Origin of the sequence: Pseudomonas sp. LjRoot277, assembly GCF_964253845.1 — a bacterium.
Taxonomy (GTDB): Bacteria; Pseudomonadota; Gammaproteobacteria; order Pseudomonadales; family Pseudomonadaceae; genus Aquipseudomonas.
This window is the reverse complement of record NZ_CAXURI020000001.1, coordinates 6,464,897-6,484,545: the sequence shown is the minus strand read 5'-3', so window position 1 is coordinate 6,484,545 and position 19,649 is coordinate 6,464,897. Positions and strand designations below refer to the sequence as shown.

At 58.8% G+C, this 19,649-nt stretch carries 18 protein-coding genes; 7 read left to right on the top strand and 11 right to left on the bottom strand.

Translation table 11 applies throughout. The annotated features are described in order from the left end of the window. Positions 1-35 precede the first annotated feature (35 nt). Positions 36-791 carry a substrate-binding periplasmic protein gene (locus ACSQ87_RS29945; RefSeq protein WP_436274969.1) on the top strand — a complete coding sequence of 252 codons (756 nt, stop codon included), beginning with the start codon at positions 36-38 and terminating at the stop codon, positions 789-791. 3 nt (positions 792-794) lie between these two features. On the opposite strand, the gene ACSQ87_RS29940 is transcribed toward ACSQ87_RS29945, so the two are convergent. The 5 genes from ACSQ87_RS29940 to gpmI all read right to left on the bottom strand — a co-directional run bounded on the left by ACSQ87_RS29940 (position 795) and on the right by gpmI (position 7,346). Further along, on the bottom strand, positions 795-2,033 hold the full coding sequence (locus ACSQ87_RS29940) for a trypsin-like serine peptidase (RefSeq protein WP_436274968.1): 1,239 nt from the start codon (positions 2,031-2,033) through the stop codon (positions 795-797). A 104-nt stretch (positions 2,034-2,137) separates the two neighbouring features. Further along, the gene (locus ACSQ87_RS29935; RefSeq protein WP_436274967.1) at positions 2,138-2,935 is read right to left on the bottom strand and encodes a divergent polysaccharide deacetylase family protein; all 798 of its coding nucleotides are present in this window, start codon (positions 2,933-2,935) and stop codon (positions 2,138-2,140) included. A 1-nt stretch (position 2,936) separates the two neighbouring features. Continuing rightward, positions 2,937-4,256, bottom strand: a complete 1,320-nt coding sequence (locus ACSQ87_RS29930) for a S41 family peptidase (RefSeq protein ID WP_223433217.1) — start codon at positions 4,254-4,256, stop codon at positions 2,937-2,939. A gap of 31 nt (positions 4,257-4,287) precedes the next feature. Then, positions 4,288-5,586, bottom strand: coding sequence for a murein hydrolase activator EnvC family protein (locus ACSQ87_RS29925; RefSeq protein ID WP_436274966.1), 1,299 nt, complete (start codon positions 5,584-5,586; stop codon positions 4,288-4,290). A gap of 230 nt (positions 5,587-5,816) precedes the next feature. Continuing rightward, positions 5,817-7,346: a 2,3-bisphosphoglycerate-independent phosphoglycerate mutase gene (gpmI, locus tag ACSQ87_RS29920; RefSeq protein ID WP_223431152.1), complete on the bottom strand. Its 1,530-nt coding sequence runs from the start codon at positions 7,344-7,346 to the stop codon at positions 5,817-5,819. A 153-nt stretch (positions 7,347-7,499) separates the two neighbouring features. Between gpmI and ACSQ87_RS29915 the strand changes: the two genes are divergently transcribed. The 3 genes from ACSQ87_RS29915 to secB are packed head-to-tail and all read left to right on the top strand — an operon-like array spanning position 7,500 to position 8,696. Continuing rightward, positions 7,500-7,913 (top strand): rhodanese-like domain-containing protein, encoded by a 414-nt coding sequence (locus ACSQ87_RS29915; RefSeq protein WP_008149429.1) that lies wholly within the window; start codon positions 7,500-7,502, stop codon positions 7,911-7,913. A 1-nt stretch (position 7,914) separates the two neighbouring features. Next, entirely contained in the window at positions 7,915-8,169 is a 255-nt protein-coding gene (gene grxC, locus ACSQ87_RS29910) for a glutaredoxin 3 (RefSeq protein WP_008149430.1), read from the top strand. Positions 8,170-8,210: 41 nt separating this feature from the next. After that, positions 8,211-8,696 carry a protein-export chaperone SecB gene (gene secB, locus ACSQ87_RS29905; protein WP_007949026.1) on the top strand — a complete coding sequence of 162 codons (486 nt, stop codon included), beginning with the start codon at positions 8,211-8,213 and terminating at the stop codon, positions 8,694-8,696. 131 nt (positions 8,697-8,827) lie between these two features. On the opposite strand, the gene ACSQ87_RS29900 is transcribed toward secB, so the two are convergent. Then, the gene (locus ACSQ87_RS29900) at positions 8,828-9,283 is read right to left on the bottom strand and encodes a tRNA (cytidine(34)-2'-O)-methyltransferase (RefSeq protein WP_436274965.1); all 456 of its coding nucleotides are present in this window, start codon (positions 9,281-9,283) and stop codon (positions 8,828-8,830) included. Between ACSQ87_RS29900 and ACSQ87_RS29895 the strand changes: the two genes are divergently transcribed. Further along, positions 9,282-9,722, top strand: a complete 441-nt coding sequence (locus ACSQ87_RS29895; protein ID WP_046045565.1) for a hypothetical protein — start codon at positions 9,282-9,284, stop codon at positions 9,720-9,722. The two genes, ACSQ87_RS29900 and ACSQ87_RS29895, sit on opposite strands and share 2 nt — an antisense overlap. A 493-nt stretch (positions 9,723-10,215) precedes the next feature. Here the strand turns inward: ACSQ87_RS29895 and ntrC are convergent, their stop codons facing one another. From ntrC to glnA, 5 genes are all read right to left on the bottom strand, one after another. Then, positions 10,216-11,652: a nitrogen regulation protein NR(I) gene (gene ntrC / locus ACSQ87_RS29890; protein ID WP_008149434.1), complete on the bottom strand. Its 1,437-nt coding sequence runs from the start codon at positions 11,650-11,652 to the stop codon at positions 10,216-10,218. After that, positions 11,649-12,734, bottom strand: coding sequence for a nitrogen regulation protein NR(II) (glnL, locus tag ACSQ87_RS29885; protein WP_436274964.1), 1,086 nt, complete (start codon positions 12,732-12,734; stop codon positions 11,649-11,651). The genes ntrC and glnL overlap by 4 nt, the downstream gene beginning before the upstream one ends. Positions 12,735-12,964: 230 nt before the next feature. Beyond that, on the bottom strand, positions 12,965-13,585 hold the full coding sequence (locus ACSQ87_RS29880; protein ID WP_436274963.1) for a DUF4124 domain-containing protein: 621 nt from the start codon (positions 13,583-13,585) through the stop codon (positions 12,965-12,967). After that, the gene (locus ACSQ87_RS29875; protein WP_436274962.1) at positions 13,582-14,091 is read right to left on the bottom strand and encodes a DUF4124 domain-containing protein; all 510 of its coding nucleotides are present in this window, start codon (positions 14,089-14,091) and stop codon (positions 13,582-13,584) included. Before ACSQ87_RS29875 ends, ACSQ87_RS29880 begins: the two co-directional genes overlap by 4 nt. A gap of 300 nt (positions 14,092-14,391) precedes the next feature. Next, entirely contained in the window at positions 14,392-15,798 is a 1,407-nt protein-coding gene (gene glnA / locus ACSQ87_RS29870; protein WP_046045568.1) for a glutamate--ammonia ligase, read from the bottom strand. Positions 15,799-16,128: 330 nt separating this feature from the next. Between glnA and thiI the strand changes: the two genes are divergently transcribed. Beyond that, positions 16,129-17,583 carry a tRNA uracil 4-sulfurtransferase ThiI gene (thiI, locus tag ACSQ87_RS29865; RefSeq protein WP_436274961.1) on the top strand — a complete coding sequence of 485 codons (1,455 nt, stop codon included), beginning with the start codon at positions 16,129-16,131 and terminating at the stop codon, positions 17,581-17,583. A gap of 139 nt (positions 17,584-17,722) precedes the next feature. Further along, positions 17,723-19,543 carry a translational GTPase TypA gene (typA, locus tag ACSQ87_RS29860; protein WP_415758300.1) on the top strand — a complete coding sequence of 607 codons (1,821 nt, stop codon included), beginning with the start codon at positions 17,723-17,725 and terminating at the stop codon, positions 19,541-19,543. Positions 19,544-19,649: the final 106 nt, after the last annotated feature.

The window sequence follows — 19,649 nt, the reverse complement described above, 5'->3', positions numbered from 1 at the left end:
ACTCTTGGGTACGCCATGGATCTCGGTAGCCAGACATGCTTAAACGCCTTCTTCTTGTCCTCGCCAGCGCTTCTCTGTTGTTCATCAACGGAGTTCACGCCGAAGAAAGTCCCGACACCGGCCTGGTGTTGCTGACTGAAAATTTCCCCCCCTACAACATGGCGAAGAACGGCAAGAACTTCGCTCAGGGCGAGAACATCAATGGCATCGCCGTGGACATCGTCCGCGAGATGTTCAAACGCGCCGAAGTCACTTACAGCCTGACGTTGCGTTTCCCTTGGGAGCGAATCTACAAGCTCGCCCTGGAGAAACCCGGTTACGGCGTATTTGTGATGGCGCGGTTGCCGGATCGCGAGAACCTGTTCAAGTGGGTTGGCCCGATCGGGCCGGATGACTGGATCATGCTGGCCAAGGCCGATAGCAAGATCAGCCTTGAGTCGCTGGAGCAGGCGCGCAAATACAAGATCGGCGCCTACAAGGGCGATGCGATTGCCGAGACATTGGCCAAGCAAGGGCTGAAGCCGATTGTTGTGCTGCGGGATCAGGACAACGCAAAAAAACTGGTCAACGGCCAGATCGACCTGTGGGCTACCGGCGACCCCGCCGGGCGCTATCTGGCGCGCCAGGACGGGGTAACCGGGCTCAAGACGGTGCTGCGCTTCAACAGCGCCGAGTTATACTTGGCGTTGAACAAGGACGTGCCGGATGACGTCGTGGCCAAGCTGCAAGCTGCGCTGGATCAGCTACGAAAGGAAGGCGTGGTGGACGACATCATGGCGAAGTATCTGTAACCCTCACTTCGATACAACCTGAGACGGAGCGGCCGGCGTCGCGCTCAAGTACACGGCACTTGTAAACACGTTATTCAACATCGCCCTAGTCAGGTGCTGTTCACCGGAACTGACGCTGATAATACAAAGTGCATGTGCGCCGCTTTGTGGCCCGATTTCACTATTGATGTAAGCATCTTCAGCGCTGATGGCGGCGCTGTAATTGTCGGAAGCTTTGCAGTCCCTGGCCTTATGGACCGTTTTGTAGCGATAGAAGGGCGCCTCGAGGGAGAACCTGAAGTCCCACGTAGGCAATACGATCTGCTCATCCGCGTTTTGCGTTCTATGAACGTATGACTTGAGCTTCCAGGGTTCCGTGACCGTCAGCTCGACCGGCTCCAACGAACAGTTCGCCCCATCGCTGGTGAAGACACCGTCAATAAAGCAGTTGTGTAGAAAGTTGGCAGAGTAGCTGTAGTTGAAACGGGCAGCCGTACAGGACGTCGAGTGTTCACAGCCAGGCGGCGCTGGTGTATTGCGCGAACTCACGACTTTACTGACGATGCCGGTGATTTCATTGGTGCGGCGGTTCAGCATCGGGCTGCCGGAGCTGCCAGGGCGAAGGTCGCAGCTGTTTTTCATGGCCAAAGGGAACACCCCAGGGTGATCGATGAACGTTCCGGCGGTTTGTTCAGCGCAGGCACTCAATCGAAGCCCTTGTTCGGTAAAGCCTCTCGGCGCGCCAATGTTAAGCGCATCATGACTCTCGTTGGTTTGATGGGACGCCAGCTTGAGCGGGTTGACCCCGGCCTGTATCAGCGACGCCAATGTTGCATCGACCTCCAGTACTGCAAGATCGGTCCCGACCAGACTGCTCCATCGGGCAGTCCGGATGGCGTATTGGCGCTTACGCTGTGGCATGTCATGAAAGTAGTGAAAGGTGACGCTGGCTTTCAACGGCAGATTGGTCCGCGCCGAACCGTACTGAAACAACACGCAATGACCGCTGGTGAGCAGGTAAGCAGGGCCGGTGGCTCGGCCTTGCCTGTTTCGCGTATCCAGTAGAGCGGCGCCGCAGGTCGCGCCCGATTGGAGACTGAGAAGTCCCACGCCACTCCAGATTTCATAAAGATGTTCTCTGTTTTGCAGTGCCCTTGACGGTGAGTCGTTGACGACGCCTTCGCCCAGATCGCGGGCCTGCACTGCGGAAATGGCCAGCAGGCCAATCAGGCCTGCGAAGCAGAAGAAGCTGAGGTATTTCATGTCCATTCCTTGGTGATGAAATTCAGGGTGAGCGCTATCGTGGCACGCGACGGTGTACCGGCAGGTATAAATAGTTATCGCGAAATGGAGTGGGCTGCGAGGAATTATCGGGCGATCGGGAGGCGGTACTGGCCATCCTTGCCGTGCGCTGCCGTTGCACGATTGCCGCGCACGCTGATCATCTGTTTGATGTCGATCCAGTCAATGCCCTGAGCCTTGAGCTTGGGCAATTCACGTTCAAGCACCGCTAATGTCTGCGGATACGGATGCCCGATCATCACCGCAGAACCCTGCTTGCGCGCCAGGCTGATAGCCGTCTGTAGCTGAGTAAAAATCGTGGCTTCAGTGGGCTCGTCATCCAGGAATACATCCCGCGAAACGCTGGCCAAACCAATCTTCTGCGCCTCGGCGGCCGCCACGGTTTGCGCACTGGTGCGGCTGTCGACGAAGAGCTTGTGCCGACGCTGCAAGTCCGCCATCAGCCAGGCCATGGCCGGGCGCTGAGAGGTCATGCGACTGCCCATGTGGTTGTTGATCCCCGCGGTGTAGGGCACGACCTTAAACGCTGCGTTCAGCCGTTTCTCAAGCTCTTCGATGGGTAAGTCGGGATGCCAGGCAAACGGACCGGTGGCCGGGTCCATGGGCATGTGCAGGATGACGATCTTGCCGGCGCGATGGGCTTCGCGGGCGAATTCGGTGGCGTGGGGTGTGTCAGGCATGATCGCTGTGGTCACCGGCCCGGGCAGCGCCAGCACGCGGCGGTCGCGTGGCAGGTTTTGCCCGAGGTCATCGATGATCAGGCTCAGGTAAGCCTTGTGTGGGGTTGTCGCCGTCTCGGTGGAGGCTGCATGAGCAGCTCCCACCAGACAGCACAGCAAGCCGAGGATGAGCGCAAAGCGCATCTCAGTTGCCGCGGGTGATGCTCAACCCTTTGAGCAGGCTCAAGGCCTGGGCCAATTGGTAGTCGTCATCCTGCGGCATCGCCTTGGCTTTGCCGCTGGAGCTGGTCGGTTTGTCGGCGCCGCCGTTGCCATTGCCCAGGTGACCTTGCAGATCGGCTTCCTTGAAGTACTCGCCGTCCTGTTCGTTGGTGATCTTGGCCTTGCGCACTTCGATGTCCGGGACGATGCCCTGAGCCTGGATCGAGCGGCCGTTCGGCGTGTAATACAGCGCCGTGGTGATCTTCAGTGCGCGTTCGTTGTTCAGCGGCAGGACGGTTTGTACCGAGCCTTTGCCAAAACTGGTGGTACCCATGACCACCGCGCGTTTCTGATCCTGCAAGGCACCGGCGACAATTTCCGAGGCCGAGGCGCTGCCGCCGTTGATCAGCGCGACCATTGGCACGGCTTCGCTCTCGTCCTTGCCGGTGGCGGAGAAGCGCAGCTCGGAGTTGGCGATACGGCCCTTGGTGTAAACGATCAGGCCTTTGGTGATGAAGTGGTCGACCACTTCCACCGCCGCTTGCAGCACGCCGCCCGGGTTGTTACGCAGGTCGAGGATGATGCCTTTGAGCTTCTTGCCGTTGTCTTTGCGCAGCTTGGCCAGGGCCTTGGAGACTTCGTCGCCGGTCTTGACCTGGAACTGGGTGATGCGGATGTAGCCGTAGCCGGATTCCAGCAGCTGGCTCTTCACGCTCTTCACTTGAATGATGGCGCGGGCCAGCGTCACGTCGAACGGTGCACCGCCGTCGCGCACCAGGGTCAGGGTGATTTTCTGGCCGATCTTGCCGCGCATCTTGTCCACGGCTTCGGTCATGCTCTGGCCGCGGGTCGGCTGGCCATTGATCTTGACGATGAAGTCGCCGGCCTGAATGCCAGCCTTGGAAGCTGGGGTGTCATCGATCGGCGAAACCACCTTGATGAAACCGTCTTCGGCGCCCACTTCGATGCCCAGGCCGCCGAATTCACCGCTGGTGCTTTCCTGCAATTCAGCGAAGTCTTCCGGGCCCAGGTAGGCGGAGTGCGGGTCGAGGTTGCTGAGCATGCCCTTGATCGCGTTTTCCAGCAGGGTCTTGTCGTCCACCGGTTCGACATAGGCGGCCTTGATCCGATCCATGACCTCGGCAAAGGTGCGCAACTCTTCCAGCGGCAATGGCGCCTTGGTGGTCGCAGCAGTGCCCGCAGGCGCGACTGCCGGGGCCGGTTGAGCGGCGAACGCCAGAGGCGCGCCGATCACCAGGGCGATCGTCAGGGCCAGCGAGGTAAGGCGGGACAAATGCAGCATGTCGAACGAACTCCTGAAGTAGATGGCGTACTTATCCTTGCGCACGACACCATTGCGCCGGATCACTCGGGTGACCCTGCTGACGAATAGCGAAATACAGCGCTGGCGTGTCCTGCCCGCCACTGTTGCCGACAGTGGAGATGGACTCACCGGCTTTTACCACGTCACCCGCAGACTTGAGCAGCGTCTGGTTGTGACCATAAAGACTCAAAAAACCGTTGCCGTGGTCTAGAATCACCAGCAGCCCGGCGCCTCGCAACCAGTCGGCAAACACCACGCGACCGCCATGCACGGCGTGCACCTGGCTGCCGGCGGAGGCGCTGATCATCACGCCGTCCCACTTGGTGCGGGCGTCGTCGCCACGGGTTTCGCCAAAGCGTGCCAGCAGTCGACCATCGACTGGCCAGGGAAGTTTTCCCCGGCTTGAAACAAAGGGGCCGCCAAAGGTCTCGCCTGAACTTGAAACCAATGCGCCGGGTGTCGATTTAACGGGTTTGCGTGGGGCATCAGTGGCGTCTGCATCTGCTGCAGCCTGAGCCTCACGTAAACGCTTTTTTTCGGCTTCCTGCTGGGCGATCAGCGCTTTTTGCCGCGCTTCTTCTGCCTCACGGGCCTGACGGGCCAGGGTTTCTTCAATGGTTTTAAGGACTTTAGACAGGTCTGCCTGATCCTGCTCGCGGGCTGCCAGTTTCTGATCGCGGGCCTTCACGTCGTCGCTGAGCTTGGCCAGGACTTGTTGACGCTCCTTGCGGACTTTGTCGAGTTCGTCGCGCTGGCTGTCGAGGCTGCTTTTCTGCACCAGCAATTGCGCCTGTTGCATGGCGATGTCTTTTTCGACATTGGCCAGTTGGCGCAGGGTTTCGTTGAAATTCTTCAGCTGCTCCAGGCGGGCCTGGCTCAGGTAGTCATAATAGGTGAGGGTGCGGGCGAATTTTTCCGGGTTCTGCTGGTTGAGCAGCAGCTTCAAGTACTCCTGACGGCCGTTTTGATAGGCCGCGCGGGCCTGAATGGCGATCAGTCGTTGCTGTTCAATCCGCGCGCTCTGGAGTTTTTTTTTCTCGGCATCGAGTCGCTGCAGCTCGGATTCGCTTTTCTTCAGCTCTTTTTGCAGGGCTTCGACCTGCTTCTCGAGCTTGCCCATCTCGGTCTCGGTGCCCTTGAGGTCTTTTTGCACACCGGATTTTTCTTCCTGGAGCTTACCCAGCAGTTTTTTCAGCTCGGTAATGTCCTGACGCGTGGCGTCCAACTGTTGTTGGGTTTGCGCGCGCTCGTCAGCAAAGGCCGGTTGGAGCAGGCATGTCAGAGCAAGGGCTATCAGGACGCGAAGCATAGAGGCGGGCGACACCAGGGAAAGGGACAGCCTAGTATGCCCGCCAAGCGTGGCAAAAAAAATGCCCAATTGGGGCTGTGTGATGACTGGACCCCAAAACACCCACAAACCAGTGTGGGAGCGGGCTTGCTCGCGAATGCGGTGTGTCAGGCAACGTTGATGTCGACTGACCCGCCGCATTCGCGAGCAAGCCCGCTCCCACAGGGTATGGCGGTGTTTGAAGAGGCGGGTTACACCAGAATCGAAGTCCCGGTCATTTCAGCCGGTTGTTCCAGGCCTAGCAGTTTCAACATGGTTGGTGCCACATCCGCCAGCACGCCGCCGTCGCGAACCTTGAAGTCGCGCTTGCCGACATAGATGAACGGCACCGGTTCGGTGGTGTGGGCGGTATGCGCCTGGCCGGTGGCCTCATCGGACATCTGCTCGACGTTGCCGTGATCGGCAGTGATCAGCGCTTCGCCGCCGACTTTTTCCAGTGCATCGACGATGCGGCCAACGCACAGGTCGAGGCATTCAACAGCTTTTACTGCCGCATCAAACACGCCGCTGTGGCCGACCATGTCGCCGTTGGCGTAGTTGACCACGATCACGTCGTAACGCTGGTTTTCGATGGCATCGACGATGCGGTCGGTGACTTCCGGGGCGCTCATCTCGGGCTGCAAGTCATAGGTGGCGACTTTTGGCGACGGGATCAGGATGCGTTCTTCGCCCGGGAACGGTTCTTCGCGACCACCGGAGAAGAAGAAGGTCACGTGGGCATACTTCTCGGTTTCGGCGATGCGCAGCTGGGTCTTGCCGTTTTTCGCCAGGTAGTCGCCCAGCACGTTGTCCAGGCTGCCTGCGGCGAAGGCCGACGGCGCAGGAATGCTGGCGGCGTATTGGGTCAGCATGACGAAACCGGCCAGTTTTGGCTGGCGGGCACGTTCAAATTCCTTGAAATCGTCTTCGACGAATACGCGGGTCAATTCACGGGCGCGGTCGGCGCGGAAGTTCATGAACACCACGGCGTCGCCGTCTTCGACTTTCACCGGTTCGCCGATGCTGGTGGCTTTGACAAATTCGTCGCTCTCGCCGCGTTCGTACGCGGCTTGCAGGCCTTCCTGAGCGGTGGCGGCGTTGAATTCGCCGTTGCCATCGACAATCAGGTTGTAAGCCTGGGACACGCGGTCCCAACGGTTGTCACGGTCCATGGCGAAGTAACGGCCAATAATGCTGGCGATCCGGCCTTTGCCGAGGGCCTGGAAGGCCGCATCCAGCAGTTCGATGGACGACTGAGCGCTTTTCGGCGGCGTGTCGCGACCATCAAGGAAGGCGTGCAGATAGATTTTTTCGGCGCCGCGCTTGAAAGCCAGTTCAGCCATGGCAACCAGGTGATCCTGGTGGCTGTGAACGCCGCCATCGGACAGCAGGCCCATGAAGTGCACAGCTTTGCCGGCAGCAACGGCTTTATCGACAGCGGCGCAGATGGTCGGGTTCTCGAAGAACTCGCCGTCGCGGATCGATTTGGTTACGCGTGTGAAGTCCTGATACACCACGCGGCCGGCGCCGAGGTTCATGTGGCCGACTTCGGAGTTGCCCATCTGGCCATCCGGCAGGCCGACATCCATGCCGCTGCCCGAGATCAGGCCGTTCGGCACGGTGGCCCACAGACGGTCCAGCACGGGCTTCTTCGCCGCAAAGATGGCGTTGGATTCAGGGCTCTCACTGTGACCGAAGCCGTCGAGAATAATCAGGACCAAAGGTTTAGGCGTGGTAGTCATGGATTCCACTCGTGGCTGAGTTAAAAGAGGGCGATGGAAAAGGGAGTGGCAGTTTAAAGCTAAGTTCCGACGGCGTCACCGCCGGACGGGGTTTGGCCCACCATAGTGGCTGTGTATACTGGCCGACATTTTAACGCCCTGGAACCTCCTTCGATGGTTGCTCACCTGATTGAATTTGCCACTAACCACTATCTGCTCGTCGGTATCTTCGTCGTACTGCTGGCGTTGCTGATCGCTTATCAGATGCAAGGCGGCGGCCGCAGCCTGAGCACCGGTGAACTGACCGGGCTGGTCAACAAGGACGCGGGCGTTGTGATCGACATTCGTTCGACCAAGGACTTCGCCGCCGGTCACATTGTTGGCGCGGTGAACATTCCTCACGACAAACTGACCGCTCGCGTCGGCGAACTGGAAAAGCACAAGGCCAAGACCATCATCCTGGTCGACGCCATGGGCCAGACTGCTGGCACTCATGCCCGCGAACTGATGAAGTCCGGTTTCACCGCCGCCAAGCTTTCCGGCGGTATTTCCAGCTGGAAAGGCGACAACCTGCCGCTGGTGAAGTGAAATGAGCAACGTCGTCGTCTATTCCAGCGATTACTGCCCTTACTGTTCGCGAGCCAAGTACCTGCTCGAGAACAAAGGCGTGGCCTTCGAAGAGATCAAGGTCGATGGCAAGCCGCAGGTGCGTGCCGCCATGGCTCAGAAGGCCGGACGTACGTCCGTGCCGCAGATCTGGATCGGCAGCACCCACGTGGGTGGTTGTGATGATTTGTTCGCCCTTGAGCGCGCCGGCAAGCTCGACGCGATGCTCAAGGCCTGAATGCCTTCCCTATAAGACCCCAAGATCAGAAAGGATCTGAGATGACTGACCAACAGAACACTGCAGCTAGCGAAGAAGAAACCGCACCGCAATTCTCCTTGCAGCGCATCTACGTACGTGACTTGTCCTTCGAAGCACCGAAAAGCCCGGCCATCTTCCGCCAGCAGTGGGAACCGAGCGTCGGTCTGGATCTGAACACCCGTCAAAAGGCTCTGGAAGGCGACTTCCACGAAGTCGTGCTGACCCTGTCCGTCACCGTGAAGAACGGCGACGAAGTGGCGTTCATTGCTGAAGTGCAACAGGCCGGGATCTTCCTGATCAAGAACCTCGACGACGCTTCGATGAGCCACACCCTCGGCGCGTTCTGCCCGAACATCCTGTTCCCGTACGCTCGCGAAACCCTGGACAGCCTGGTCACCCGCGGTTCGTTCCCGGCGCTGATGCTGGCCCCGGTGAACTTCGACGCGCTGTACGCACAAGAGCTGCAGCGCATGCAGGCGGCTGGCGAGACTCCAACCGTTCAATAAGCGGTCTGTGCGTCAAAGCAAGTCCAATGTGGGAGCGGGCTTGCTCGCGAAAGCGGTGTAACAGACAACGATGATGTTGAATGTTATGACCCCTTCGCGAGCAAGCCCGCTCCCACATTTGTTATGTGCTGTTACTTGAACCCGAGCTGGCGCCAGCCTTCGTACACGGCGACCGCTACGGTGTTCGACAGGTTCAGGCTGCGGCAACCTTCACGCATCGGCAGGCGCAGGCGCTGTTCGCCGGGCAGGGCATCGAGTACTTCTGCTGGCAAACCACGGCTTTCCGGGCCGAACAGGAACGCATCGCCCTCGGCGAAGCTGGCATCGTGGAACGGCCGCGAGCCCTTGGTGGTGAAGGCGAACAGCCGAGGATGACCTAGTCTTTCCAGACAGCTGGCGAGGTCTGCGTGGCGTTGCAGGGTGGCATACTCGTGGTAATCGAGGCCGGCCCGGCGCAGACGCTTGTCGTCCATCTCGAAGCCCAGCGGTTCGATCAAATGCAGGTGGCAGCCACTGTTGGCGCACAGCCTGATAACGTTGCCGGTATTCGGCGGAATTTCTGGTTGGAAAAGGATGACGTGAAACATGCACGGCTCCGAAGGTAAAGATGAGCGGCATTCTACGCCTGAAGCTGACCCGCGTTCGAAGCTATTCCCGCGAGTGATGGCTTCGCTGGCGATTGTCGGGGTGATGGTGGGGCTGATGATCGGTCGCCTGACCACTCCCGACCCCAGCGAATTGCAGCAGGTCGAGGTCACGAACGATGGGCTGGTGGTGTGGTTCAACAACGAACCCAAGGCTCACGGCGAGTTCGTCGACGGTAGCCTCGCGCTGCTGTTCGAGGCTGAAGGCAAGGCACAGAAAGGTCAGCTCAAGCTCAACGACAAAAACGTGAACTGGCGGGTGCGTTTGAGTGATGGGGGGTTGTTGCTGACGGTGGTGGCGGCCCGGCCACTGCAGGGCGAGTGGGCCGGTAGCGAGGTCGATGACCGCTGGCGGCTGGAGATCCATCTCCGAGAGCAATAAAAGAGGGAATCCCCGGCCTGCCTGTACCAAGGTTCCCAAAACGGCAGGGCTCGCGCATTGCGTCGTGAGCCCGGTGTAAAGAAGGAACCCCTGACCTGCCTGTATCAAGGGCCCCAAAACTGCCTGGGCTCGTCGCTTATGCGGTGTGAGCCCGATGTAAAGAGGGGAATCCCCGGCCTGCCTGTACCAAGGTCCCCGAAACCGGGTAGTGAACTGAATCACTGAATGGACTATTGCAGGGGGCGTGCCAGGTTTTAACAAGTTGAAACAGAATGTCGCGCTGAAACGTCGAAAGCCCCGTATTCCGGGGCTTTCGTGTTTTTTCGATAGGGGTTCGATTGCGAACGCAGGCGGGATTTGGGATCGGTTGCCGTGCGCGATTGCGGTTCACGGTGCATTCAGTCGGTGCACGGAGATCTTAATGTGGGATTCGGCGAATGGATCTATTGATCGTTCCCACGCGCGGGAGCGTGGGAACGATCAGGTGGGGGGATTAACCCTCATCCCCCTCATCATCATCCCCACCATCAACCTTCATCCCCAATTCCTTGATCTTGCGCGTCAGGGTATTACGCCCCCAACCCAGCAAAACCGCGGCATCGCGGCGGCGGCCGGCGGTGTGTTTGAGGGCGGTTTCGATCATGATCCGCTCGAAGGCCGGCACGGCGCTGTCGAGCAGGCTCGACTGGCCACGAGCCAACGCCTGATCGGCCCACTGGCGCAGCGCTTGCTCCCAGTTGGTCACCGGCGCCGAATCCTGCGGCAGGTTCAGCAGCTCCGGCGGCAGGTCGCTGATGTGCACTTCGCGACCCGATGCCATCACCGTGATCCAGCGGCAGGTGTTCTCCAGCTGACGCACGTTGCCGCCCCACGGCAGGTTCTTCAGGTATTCCTCGGTTTCGCTTTTCAGCAGCTTCGGCTCCACCGCCAGTTCCTGCGCGGCGCGGCTGAGGAAGTGCTTGGCCAGGGTCGGGATGTCTTCGCGACGGTCCGACAGCCGTGGAATGTGGATGCGGATCACATTGAGGCGGTGGAACAAGTCCTCACGGAATTTCCCGGCATGCACCAGGGTTTCCAGATTCTGGTGAGTCGCGGCGATGATTCGCACATCGACCTTCACCGGCACATGGCCGCCGACGCGATAGAACTCGCCGTCCGCCAACACCCGCAGCAAACGAGTCTGGGTGTCTGCCGGCATGTCGCCGATTTCATCGAGGAACAGCGTGCCGCCGTCAGCCTGTTCAAAGCGACCGCGACGCAGGTTGGCCGCGCCGGTGAACGCGCCTTTCTCATGGCCGAACAGCTCGGATTCCATCAGGTCTTTCGGGATCGCCGCCATGTTCAGCGCAATGAACGGCGAAGCCGCCCGTGGGCTGTGACGGTGCAGGGCGTGGGCCACCAGCTCTTTACCGGTACCGGATTCGCCGTTGATCAGCACCGTGATGTTGGAGTGGCTCAAGCGCCCGATGGCGCGAAACACTTCCTGCATCGCCGGCGCTTCACCGATGATTTCCGGGGTGCGGGTCAGGGCGACCGGGACTTCCAGGCCTTGCTGTTCCTGAGCGTGCTGGTTCGCGCGCTTGACCAGGGACACCGCTTCGTCAACGTCGAACGGTTTTGGCAGGTATTCAAACGCGCCGCCCTGATAGGACGCGACAGCGCTGTCCAGATCGGAGTGAGCGGTCATGATGATGACCGGCAGCCGTGGGTGTTGTTCGCGAATCCGCGCCAGAAGGTCCAGACCGCTGGCGCCCGGCATACGGATGTCGGAGATGATCACGTCCGGCTGCTGGCGCGCCAGGCGGCTCATCACGCCATCGGCGCTGTCGAAGCTTTGCGTGGTCATGCCTTCTTGCTGTAAGGCTTTTTCCAGGACCCAACGGATAGAACGGTCGTCATCGACGATCCACACGGTTTCACTACGGCTCATGTCGATGTGGCTCCTTGTTCCAGTGGCAGAAAGATCGAGAAGGTGGTGTGGCCTGGATGGCTGTCACATTCGATCAGGCCCTGGTGCTGGCTGATGATGTTCTGGGTAATGGCCAGGCCCAGCCCGGTACCGTCCGGGCGGCCGCTGACCATGGGAAAGAAGATGGTTTCCTGCAACTCCGCGGGAATGCCCGGGCCGTTGTCGATGATTTCGATCTTGGTCACCAGCCGATGACGCACATGGCCGATGGTGAACTGGCGCATGGCGCGGGTGCGCAGGCTGATGCGGCCCAGGCGCAGCTCGTTCTGGCTGCTGATGGCCTGCATCGCATTGCGCACGATGTTCAGTACCGCTTGAATCATTTGTTCGCGGTCGATCAACACGTCGGGAATGCTTGGGTCGTAGTCGCGCACCAAAGTGATGCAGCCCTGGCTTTCGGCCTCCACCAGATGACAAACACGTTCCAGAACTTCGTGGACGTTGCACATCGCCAGTGACGGTAGCTTATTGGAACCGAGCATGCGATCGACCAGATTGCGCAGGCGGTCGGCCTCTTCAATGATCACGTTGGTGTAGTCGCGCAGGCTTTCTTCCGGCAGTTCGCGGGCAAGCAATTGCGCCGCGCCGCGAATCCCGCCGAGAGGATTCTTGATCTCGTGAGCGAGGCCGCGCACCAGCATCTTGCTGGTTTCCTGCTTCGACAGCTGCGCCTCTTCCTTGGTGATCCGCAGCAAGCGGTCACGGGGGTGGACTTCCAGCAGCAGCATCGTGACGCCGTTGGCCAGGATGGGCGTTACCGCGTAGTCGACGGTCAGGGTCTGGCCGGTGAGTGCGGTGAGCATTGCTTCGCGCTTGGTGAACGGGTGGGCCTGCTGGACCGCCTGGCGCAGGGAGTTCAGCGCTTCGGTGGATTCGGTGAACAACTCACTGATGAACTGCCCATGGCTACGCTGACCGCTAATGGCCAGGAGCATCTCCGCCGCCGGGTTCATGTACTCAAGGCGCAGTTCGGCGTCGAGCAGAATGGTGGCGGTGGTCAGGTTGTCGAGTAGCAATCGATGCAGTGCGTCGCTAATGGTCATCAGGACCTCTTTTGGAGCAGGGCGCGCGCATGAATAAAGCGCTGATACGAGGAAAATGCAAAAACCAAACCAAGGCTCCGAAAAGAAGCGTTTAAGGCCTGAAACGGGCGTTTGACGCTCGTTTGCGTGGCGTTCTGCCAGCTTTGACGGGTACTTTCGAACCAAAATGGGATGGGATGTGAGTACGGTGCAACTAATTGCACCAATATAGTGCGCAAAGCTGAGCGGCGTTAAAAGAAACGCAGGAAGGGATTTTTTTCTTCTACGGGTTTGTCTTTGAGCGGGCATTCCGGCCGTTGGCCGTAATCGGCGGGGGCGCAGGGTTTGACCTGACGCTTCTGCGCGAGGGAGATGCGCAGCATGTGGAATGGCTGGTTGGCTGTGCGTTCAACCGTGCGACCCTGCTCGTCGAGGATTTCCACGGAGAGGTTATGGCTGCCGCGATCGATGTTGCTCAGGGCAAATACCGGGCTCAGGCCGGGCGCTGCGGTGGGTTGGCCGTCGAGCAGCAGTTGGTAGCGATGGCCTCGTTGCAGGCCGGGTTCGCTGGTGACGCTGACGATAATCTCGCCAGCACTGCTGCGCACTGTGGCGTCTGGCTCCGGCACCAGGACTCTCAGCATGTCGTAGTGAAACAGAGGTTTTGTTTCGGTTTTCTTTCCAGCATTCACTGGTGCTGCGCCGCCAGGGTTGGCGGACATGCGATTACTCGTCGCCATGGGCACGCGCTTGGCGTTGCCGGAACCTGGCCGGTCGGTGTAGACCCGATTGCCCTGGGCGTCGATGTAGGTGAACACCTCGGCCGTCACCGGCAGGGCGATCAGGCAGGTGATCAGCAGCCACAGCCTCACGGCTTATGCACCCGTTGTACGGTGAACGTCACGGTGGGGCTTTGCTGGACGATGTTCTCACCATCGATCACCTGCACTGCGAGGCTGTGTGTGCCGCGATCAATATTGACCAGTTGCAGGATCGGCACGTTGCTCGGCTGGCCGTAAGGTTGATCGTCCAGCAACAGCCTGAGCAGATGAGGGCCTTGCAGGCGGGGTTTGATCAGAACGTTGACGGTGAAGGTGCCGTTGTTGGCACGCAGTGCTTCGGTAGTGGGCAAGTTGGTCAGCTCCAGCACCTCGTAAGCGCTAAGCGGCTGTTCGCGGCTGGTGGCTTCGACAGGTGGCGCAGAAGGGGCTTGGGGCTCAACCCTGTTAAGCGGTGGCAACTCGACCGGCTGAGCCTTCACGCCATCGGGCGGTTGGTTGCTGTAAGCGGTGTTGCCGTCGGCGTCGGTGTACTTATAGATCTGCGCTGCGGCGGGCAGGGCGATCAGCAGCAATATCAGTAGAAAACCACGACCCATAAAATTGACCAGAAACGAAAGCATTGAGGTGCAGCATAGGTCAGGGCTGGCAATAGACCCAAGTCGTTAACATTTGGGCATGATTTATCGCAATCTCCCAAACACTACAAAACCACTGTGGGAGCGGGCTTGCTCGCGAAGGCGGAGTGTCAGTCACCATCAATGCCAGCTGAAAGACTGCCTTCGCGAGCAAGCCCGCTCCCACAGGGGACGTCGTCAGCCGTTGAAATCGCGCCCAAAAAAAAGGCCTCCCGAAGGAGGCCTCTTTTTTGTCACGCCGCTTGCGCAGGCGCTACTGGATTAGCAGCTGTAGTACAGCTCGTACTCCAGTGGGTGTACGAAGGTACGTACTTTGATTTCTTCTTCGCTTTTCAGAGCGATGTAAGCGTCGATGAAGTCGTCGCTGAAAACGCCGCCTTTGGTCAGGAACGCACGACCTTTGTCCAGCTCTTCCAGGGCTTCTTTCAGGCTGCCGCAAACTTGTGGGATCTCTTTCGCCTCTTCAGGCGGCAGGTCATACAGGTTTTTGTCAGCAGCGTCGCCAGGGTGGATCTTGTTCTGGATACCGTCCAGGCCGGCCATTACCAGGGCAGCGAAGGCCAGGTACGGGTTAGCTGCTGGATCCGGGAAGCGAGCTTCGATACGGCGAGCGCGAGGGCTGGACACGTAAGGAATACGGATCGAAGCGGAACGGTTGCGAGCCGAGTAGGCCAGCATTACTGGAGCTTCGAAACCTGGGACCAGACGCTTGTAGGAGTTGGTCGACGGGTTGGTGAAGCCGTTCAGTGCCTTACCGTGCTTGATGATGCCGCCGATGAAGTACAGAGCGGTGTCGGACAGGCCGGCATAGCCTTCGCCAGCGAAGGTGTTCTTGCCATCTTTGGCGATGGACAGGTGAACGTGCATACCCGAACCGTTGTCGCCGTACAGCGGCTTAGGCATGAAGGTCGCGGTGCGGCCGTATGCATCAGCAACGTTGTGTACGCAGTACTTCAGGGTTTGAACTTCGTCAGCCTTGGCAACCAGGGTGTTGAACTTCACGCCGATTTCGTTCTGACCGGCAGTCGCCACTTCGTGGTGGTGAACTTCGATGACCAGGCCCATTTCTTCCATGGCGTTGCACATGGAGGTACGGATTTCGTGGTCGTGGTCGAACGGCGGAACCGGGAAGTAGCCACCTTTGACGCCTGGACGGTGGCCTTTGTTGCCGCCTTCCACGTCCTGGTCGGACATCCACGAACCTTGTTCGGAGTAGATCTTGAACATGGAACCGGAGATGTCGGACTTGAACTTCACTTCGTCGAAGATGAAGAATTCAGGCTCTGGACCAACAAATACGGTGTCGCCGATACCGGTCGACTTCAGGTATTCCTCGGCACGCTTGGCGATCGCACGTGGGTCACGGTCGTAGCCTTGCATGGTCGAAGGCTCGATCACGTCGCAAACCAGAATCAGGGTTGGCTCTTCGGTGAACGGGTCGAGAACGGCAGTGCTGTCGTCCGGCATCAGGATCATGTCGGAGGCTTCGATGCCTTTCCAGCCAGCGATGGAGGAACCGTCGAACATTTTGCCTTCTTCGAAGAAAGCTTCATCCAGCGCGTCGCGAGCCGGCATGGTCACGTGGTGCTGAGTGCCTTTGGTGTCAGTGAAGCGCAGATCAATCCACTTGACGTCATGATCTTTGATGAGTTGAACCGACTTCGACATAGTGTCCTCCGGGTGGCTTCGGGCTTAGTAGTGGATGCCCTTAGAATGTGGGTGATGCCGGCGCGAATACTCTGCCAAGGCAACCTGCCTCACAAGGGAGCAAATTGCATGCCAGTGCCCCACCATGGGTTTTTTGCCCCAATTTCACGCTTATAAAGGTGCAAAGCGGAGCAAAGCAGGAAATAGCGCCCTGTAATGTGGCGTCAAACTCAGCAAATGACCTGTTTTGGTGCGCGCAAAACCTTCTGCACATTAACTGGTTAAACCTTGAGCAATTTCCGCTATAATCCGCGCCCCCCTTTTTCGGCTGGCCCAGCGCGCGCTGTTTTCATGAAACTAATCGTAAAAGTCTTTCCCGAGATCACCATCAAGAGCCGCCCGGTACGGATGCGTTTCATCCGCCAGTTGGCCAAAAATATCCGTACCGTGCTCCGCGACCTGGACCCGGCTGTGGTGGTGAACGGTGTGTGGGACAATCTCGAGCTGGAAACCCGCGTCAGCGAGCCCAAAGCCCTGAAGGAGATGACCGAGCGCCTGAGCTGCATGCCGGGCATCGCGCATTTCCTGCAGGTCGATGAATACCCGCTGGGCGACTTCGACGACATCGTCGCCAAGTGCAAGCAGCACTTCGGTGATGCGTTGGCCGGGAAGATCTTTTCGGTGCGCTGCAAGCGTGCCGGCAAGCACGAATTCAGCTCGATGGACGTCGAGAAATATGTCGGCAGCCAACTGCGTCGTCAGTGCGGCGCCGCCGGAATCTCGCTGAAAGAGCCGGAAATCGAAGTCCGCCTCGAAATTCGCGACAAACGGTTGTTCGTGATCCATAACCAGCACAACAGCATCGGCGGTTATCCGCTGGGTGCCCTGGAACAGACACTTGTGCTGATGTCCGGCGGCTTCGATTCCACCGTCGCCGCTTACCAGATCATGCGCCGCGGGCTGATGAGCCATTTCTGCTTCTTCAATCTGGGCGGACGAGCCCATGAACTGGGCGTCATGGAAGTCGCGCATTTCATCTGGAAGAAGTACGGCAGCTCCCAACGCGTGTTATTTGTCAGTGTGCCGTTCGAGGAAGTACTGGGAGAAATTCTCGGGAAAGTCGATAACAGTCATATGGGCGTAGTTTTGAAGCGTATGATGTTGCGCGCTGCTTCCCGTATTGCCGATCGGCTGGACATCGAAGCGCTGGTCACCGGCGAAGCGATTTCCCAGGTGTCGAGCCAGACGTTGCCGAACCTGTCCGTGATCGACTGCGTGACCGACAAGCTGGTCTTGCGTCCGCTGATCGCCAGTCACAAGCAGGACATCATCGACCTGGCCAACGAAATCGGTACTGCCGACTTCGCCAAGCACATGCCGGAATACTGCGGGGTCATCTCGGTGAACCCCAAGACCCACGCCAAGCGTCCACGCGTGGAGTACGAAGAACAACAGTTCGACATGGCAGTACTTGAGCGTGCGCTCGAGAACGCCAAACTGGTGCCGATCGATCGCGTGATCGACGAATTGGGCCAGGATTTGCAGATCGAAGAAGTCAGCGAAGCGCTGGCTGGTCAGATCGTCATCGATATCCGTCATCCGGATGCCGCTGAAGATGACCCGCTGGGCCTCGTTGGCATTGAGGTACAAACGATGCCGTTTTATGCATTGAACGCTCGTTTCAAGGAACTGGACCCTACTCGCCAGTACCTGCTGTATTGCGACAAAGGCGTGATGAGTCGCCTGCATGCCCACCATTTGCTCAGTGAGGGGCATGCCAATGTGCGCGTTTATCGACCGAGCTAAGAGCCCGGGGCTGTATGCCTGTGGCCTGCGTCACCGGCCCCCCGACTCTGCCGTCAAGCTGTAACGGCAAGGCCTGACTCTACTGTAAATCGCTGCCAAGACTTGTCAGCACACCGAATCCTCTGATCGAGATACACAAGTGATCGAAAATCTACGCAACATCGCCATCATTGCTCACGTTGACCATGGTAAGACCACCCTGGTAGACAAACTCTTGCGTCAATCCGGCACCCTGGAGCGCAACGAGCTCAACGACGAGCGCGTGATGGACTCCAACGACCAGGAGAAAGAACGCGGTATTACCATTCTGGCGAAAAACACCGCCATCAACTGGAACGGCCACCACATCAACATCGTGGACACCCCGGGCCACGCCGACTTCGGCGGCGAAGTTGAACGCGTAATGTCGATGGTTGACTCCGTTCTGCTGCTGGTTGACGCTCAAGACGGCCCTATGCCGCAAACCCGTTTCGTGACCAAGAAGGCTTTCGAAGCCGGCCTGCGTCCAATCGTGGTGATCAACAAGGTTGACCGTCCAGGCGCGCGTCCGGACTGGGTTCTGGACCAGATCTTCGACCTGTTCGACAACCTGGGTGCTACCGAAGAACAGCTGGACTTCAAAGTCGTCTACGCCTCGGCCCTGAACGGCATTGCCGGTCTGGAACACACCGACATGGCTGAAGACATGACCCCGCTGTACCAGGCGATCATTGACCACGTGCCGGCTCCACAAGTTGACCGTGACGGTCCGTTCCAGATGCAAATCTCGGCACTGGACTACAACAGCTTCCTGGGTGTTATCGGCGTTGGCCGTATCGCCCGTGGTCGCGTCAAGCCGAACACTCAAGTTGTGGCTATCGACGCCGACGGCAAGCGCCGTAACGGTCGTATCCTGAAGCTGATGGGTCACCACGGTCTGCACCGTATCGACGTTGACGAAGCAGCTGCCGGCGACATCGTCTGCATCAGCGGCTTCGACCAGCTGTTCATCTCCGACACTCTGTGCGACCCACTGAACGTCGAAGCGATGAAGCCGCTGACCGTTGACGAACCAACCGTTTCCATGACCTTCCAGGTTAACGACTCGCCGTTCTGCGGTCGTGAAGGCAAGTTCGTCACCAGCCGTAACATCAAAGAGCGTCTGGACAAAGAACTGCTCTACAACGTTGCTCTGCGCGTTGAAGAAGGCGACTCCGCCGACAAGTTCAAAGTCTCCGGCCGTGGTGAGCTGCACCTCTCGGTACTGATCGAAACCATGCGTCGCGAAGGCTTCGAAATGGGTGTTGGTCGTCCGGAAGTGATCATCCGCCTGGTTGACGGCGTCAAGCACGAACCGTACGAAAACGTGACCATCGACCTGCCAGAAGAATCGCAAGGTTCGATCATGGAACAGATCGGTATCCGTAAAGGCGACCTGACCAACATGGTTCCGGATGGCAAGGGCCGTGTGCGCCTTGAGTACAACATCCCGGCTCGTGGCTTGATCGGTTTCCGTAACGAGTTCCTGACCCTGACCTCCGGTGCAGGCATCCTGACCTCGATCTTCGACCGTTACGACGTGATGAAGTCCGGCGACATGTCCGGCCGTCAGAACGGCGTGCTGGTTTCGGTTGCTACCGGTAAGGCGCTGACTTACTCGCTGGAAACCCTGCAAGCTCGCGGCAAACTGTTCCTGGGTCACGGCGAAGACGTGTACGAAGGTCAAATCGTCGGCATCAACAGCCGCGACAACGACCTGGGCGTCAACCCAACCAAAGGCAAGAAGCTCGACAACATGCGTGCTTCGGGTAAAGACGAAACCATCGCTCTGGTTCCGCCTATCCGTTTCACCCTGGAACAAGCTCTTGAGTTCGTGCAAGAAGACGAACTGTGCGAAGTCACTCCTAAGTCCATCCGTCTTCGCAAGAAGATCCTGGGCGAAAGCGAGCGTACCCGCGCTGCCAAGAAAGCCGGTAACTGAGTTTCGACTTAGTTAGCTGCTAAAAAAACGCCCCCGACCGCAAGGTCGGGGGCGTTTTTGTTTGTCTGGCTGTAGCAGCTGTCGAGCCTGCGAGGCTGCGTTCGGC

What these genes read in the sequence shown, in the direction of transcription:
- ACSQ87_RS29925 (WP_436274966.1), bottom strand. Translation starts at nt 5,586, where the DNA reads ATGCTTCGCGTCCTGATAGCCCTTGCTCTGACATGCCTGCTCCAACCG.
- ACSQ87_RS29930 (WP_223433217.1), bottom strand. Translation starts at nt 4,256, where the DNA reads ATGCTGCATTTGTCCCGCCTTACCTCGCTGGCCCTGACGATCGCCCTG.
- secB (WP_007949026.1), top strand. Translation starts at nt 8,211, where the DNA reads ATGACTGACCAACAGAACACTGCAGCTAGCGAAGAAGAAACCGCACCG.
- ACSQ87_RS29940 (WP_436274968.1), bottom strand. Translation starts at nt 2,033, where the DNA reads ATGAAATACCTCAGCTTCTTCTGCTTCGCAGGCCTGATTGGCCTGCTG.
- thiI (WP_436274961.1), top strand. Translation starts at nt 16,129, where the DNA reads ATGAAACTAATCGTAAAAGTCTTTCCCGAGATCACCATCAAGAGCCGC.
- glnA (WP_046045568.1), bottom strand. Translation starts at nt 15,798, where the DNA reads ATGTCGAAGTCGGTTCAACTCATCAAAGATCATGACGTCAAGTGGATT.
- ntrC (WP_008149434.1), bottom strand. Translation starts at nt 11,652, where the DNA reads ATGAGCCGTAGTGAAACCGTGTGGATCGTCGATGACGACCGTTCTATC.
- ACSQ87_RS29895 (WP_046045565.1), top strand. Translation starts at nt 9,282, where the DNA reads ATGCACGGCTCCGAAGGTAAAGATGAGCGGCATTCTACGCCTGAAGCT.
- ACSQ87_RS29875 (WP_436274962.1), bottom strand. Translation starts at nt 14,091, where the DNA reads ATGGGTCGTGGTTTTCTACTGATATTGCTGCTGATCGCCCTGCCCGCC.
- ACSQ87_RS29900 (WP_436274965.1), bottom strand. Translation starts at nt 9,283, where the DNA reads ATGTTTCACGTCATCCTTTTCCAACCAGAAATTCCGCCGAATACCGGC.
- gpmI (WP_223431152.1), bottom strand. Translation starts at nt 7,346, where the DNA reads ATGACTACCACGCCTAAACCTTTGGTCCTGATTATTCTCGACGGCTTC.
- ACSQ87_RS29945 (WP_436274969.1), top strand. Translation starts at nt 36, where the DNA reads ATGCTTAAACGCCTTCTTCTTGTCCTCGCCAGCGCTTCTCTGTTGTTC.
- glnL (WP_436274964.1), bottom strand. Translation starts at nt 12,734, where the DNA reads ATGACCATTAGCGACGCACTGCATCGATTGCTACTCGACAACCTGACC.
- grxC (WP_008149430.1), top strand. Translation starts at nt 7,915, where the DNA reads ATGAGCAACGTCGTCGTCTATTCCAGCGATTACTGCCCTTACTGTTCG.
- ACSQ87_RS29915 (WP_008149429.1), top strand. Translation starts at nt 7,500, where the DNA reads ATGGTTGCTCACCTGATTGAATTTGCCACTAACCACTATCTGCTCGTC.
- ACSQ87_RS29935 (WP_436274967.1), bottom strand. Translation starts at nt 2,935, where the DNA reads ATGCGCTTTGCGCTCATCCTCGGCTTGCTGTGCTGTCTGGTGGGAGCT.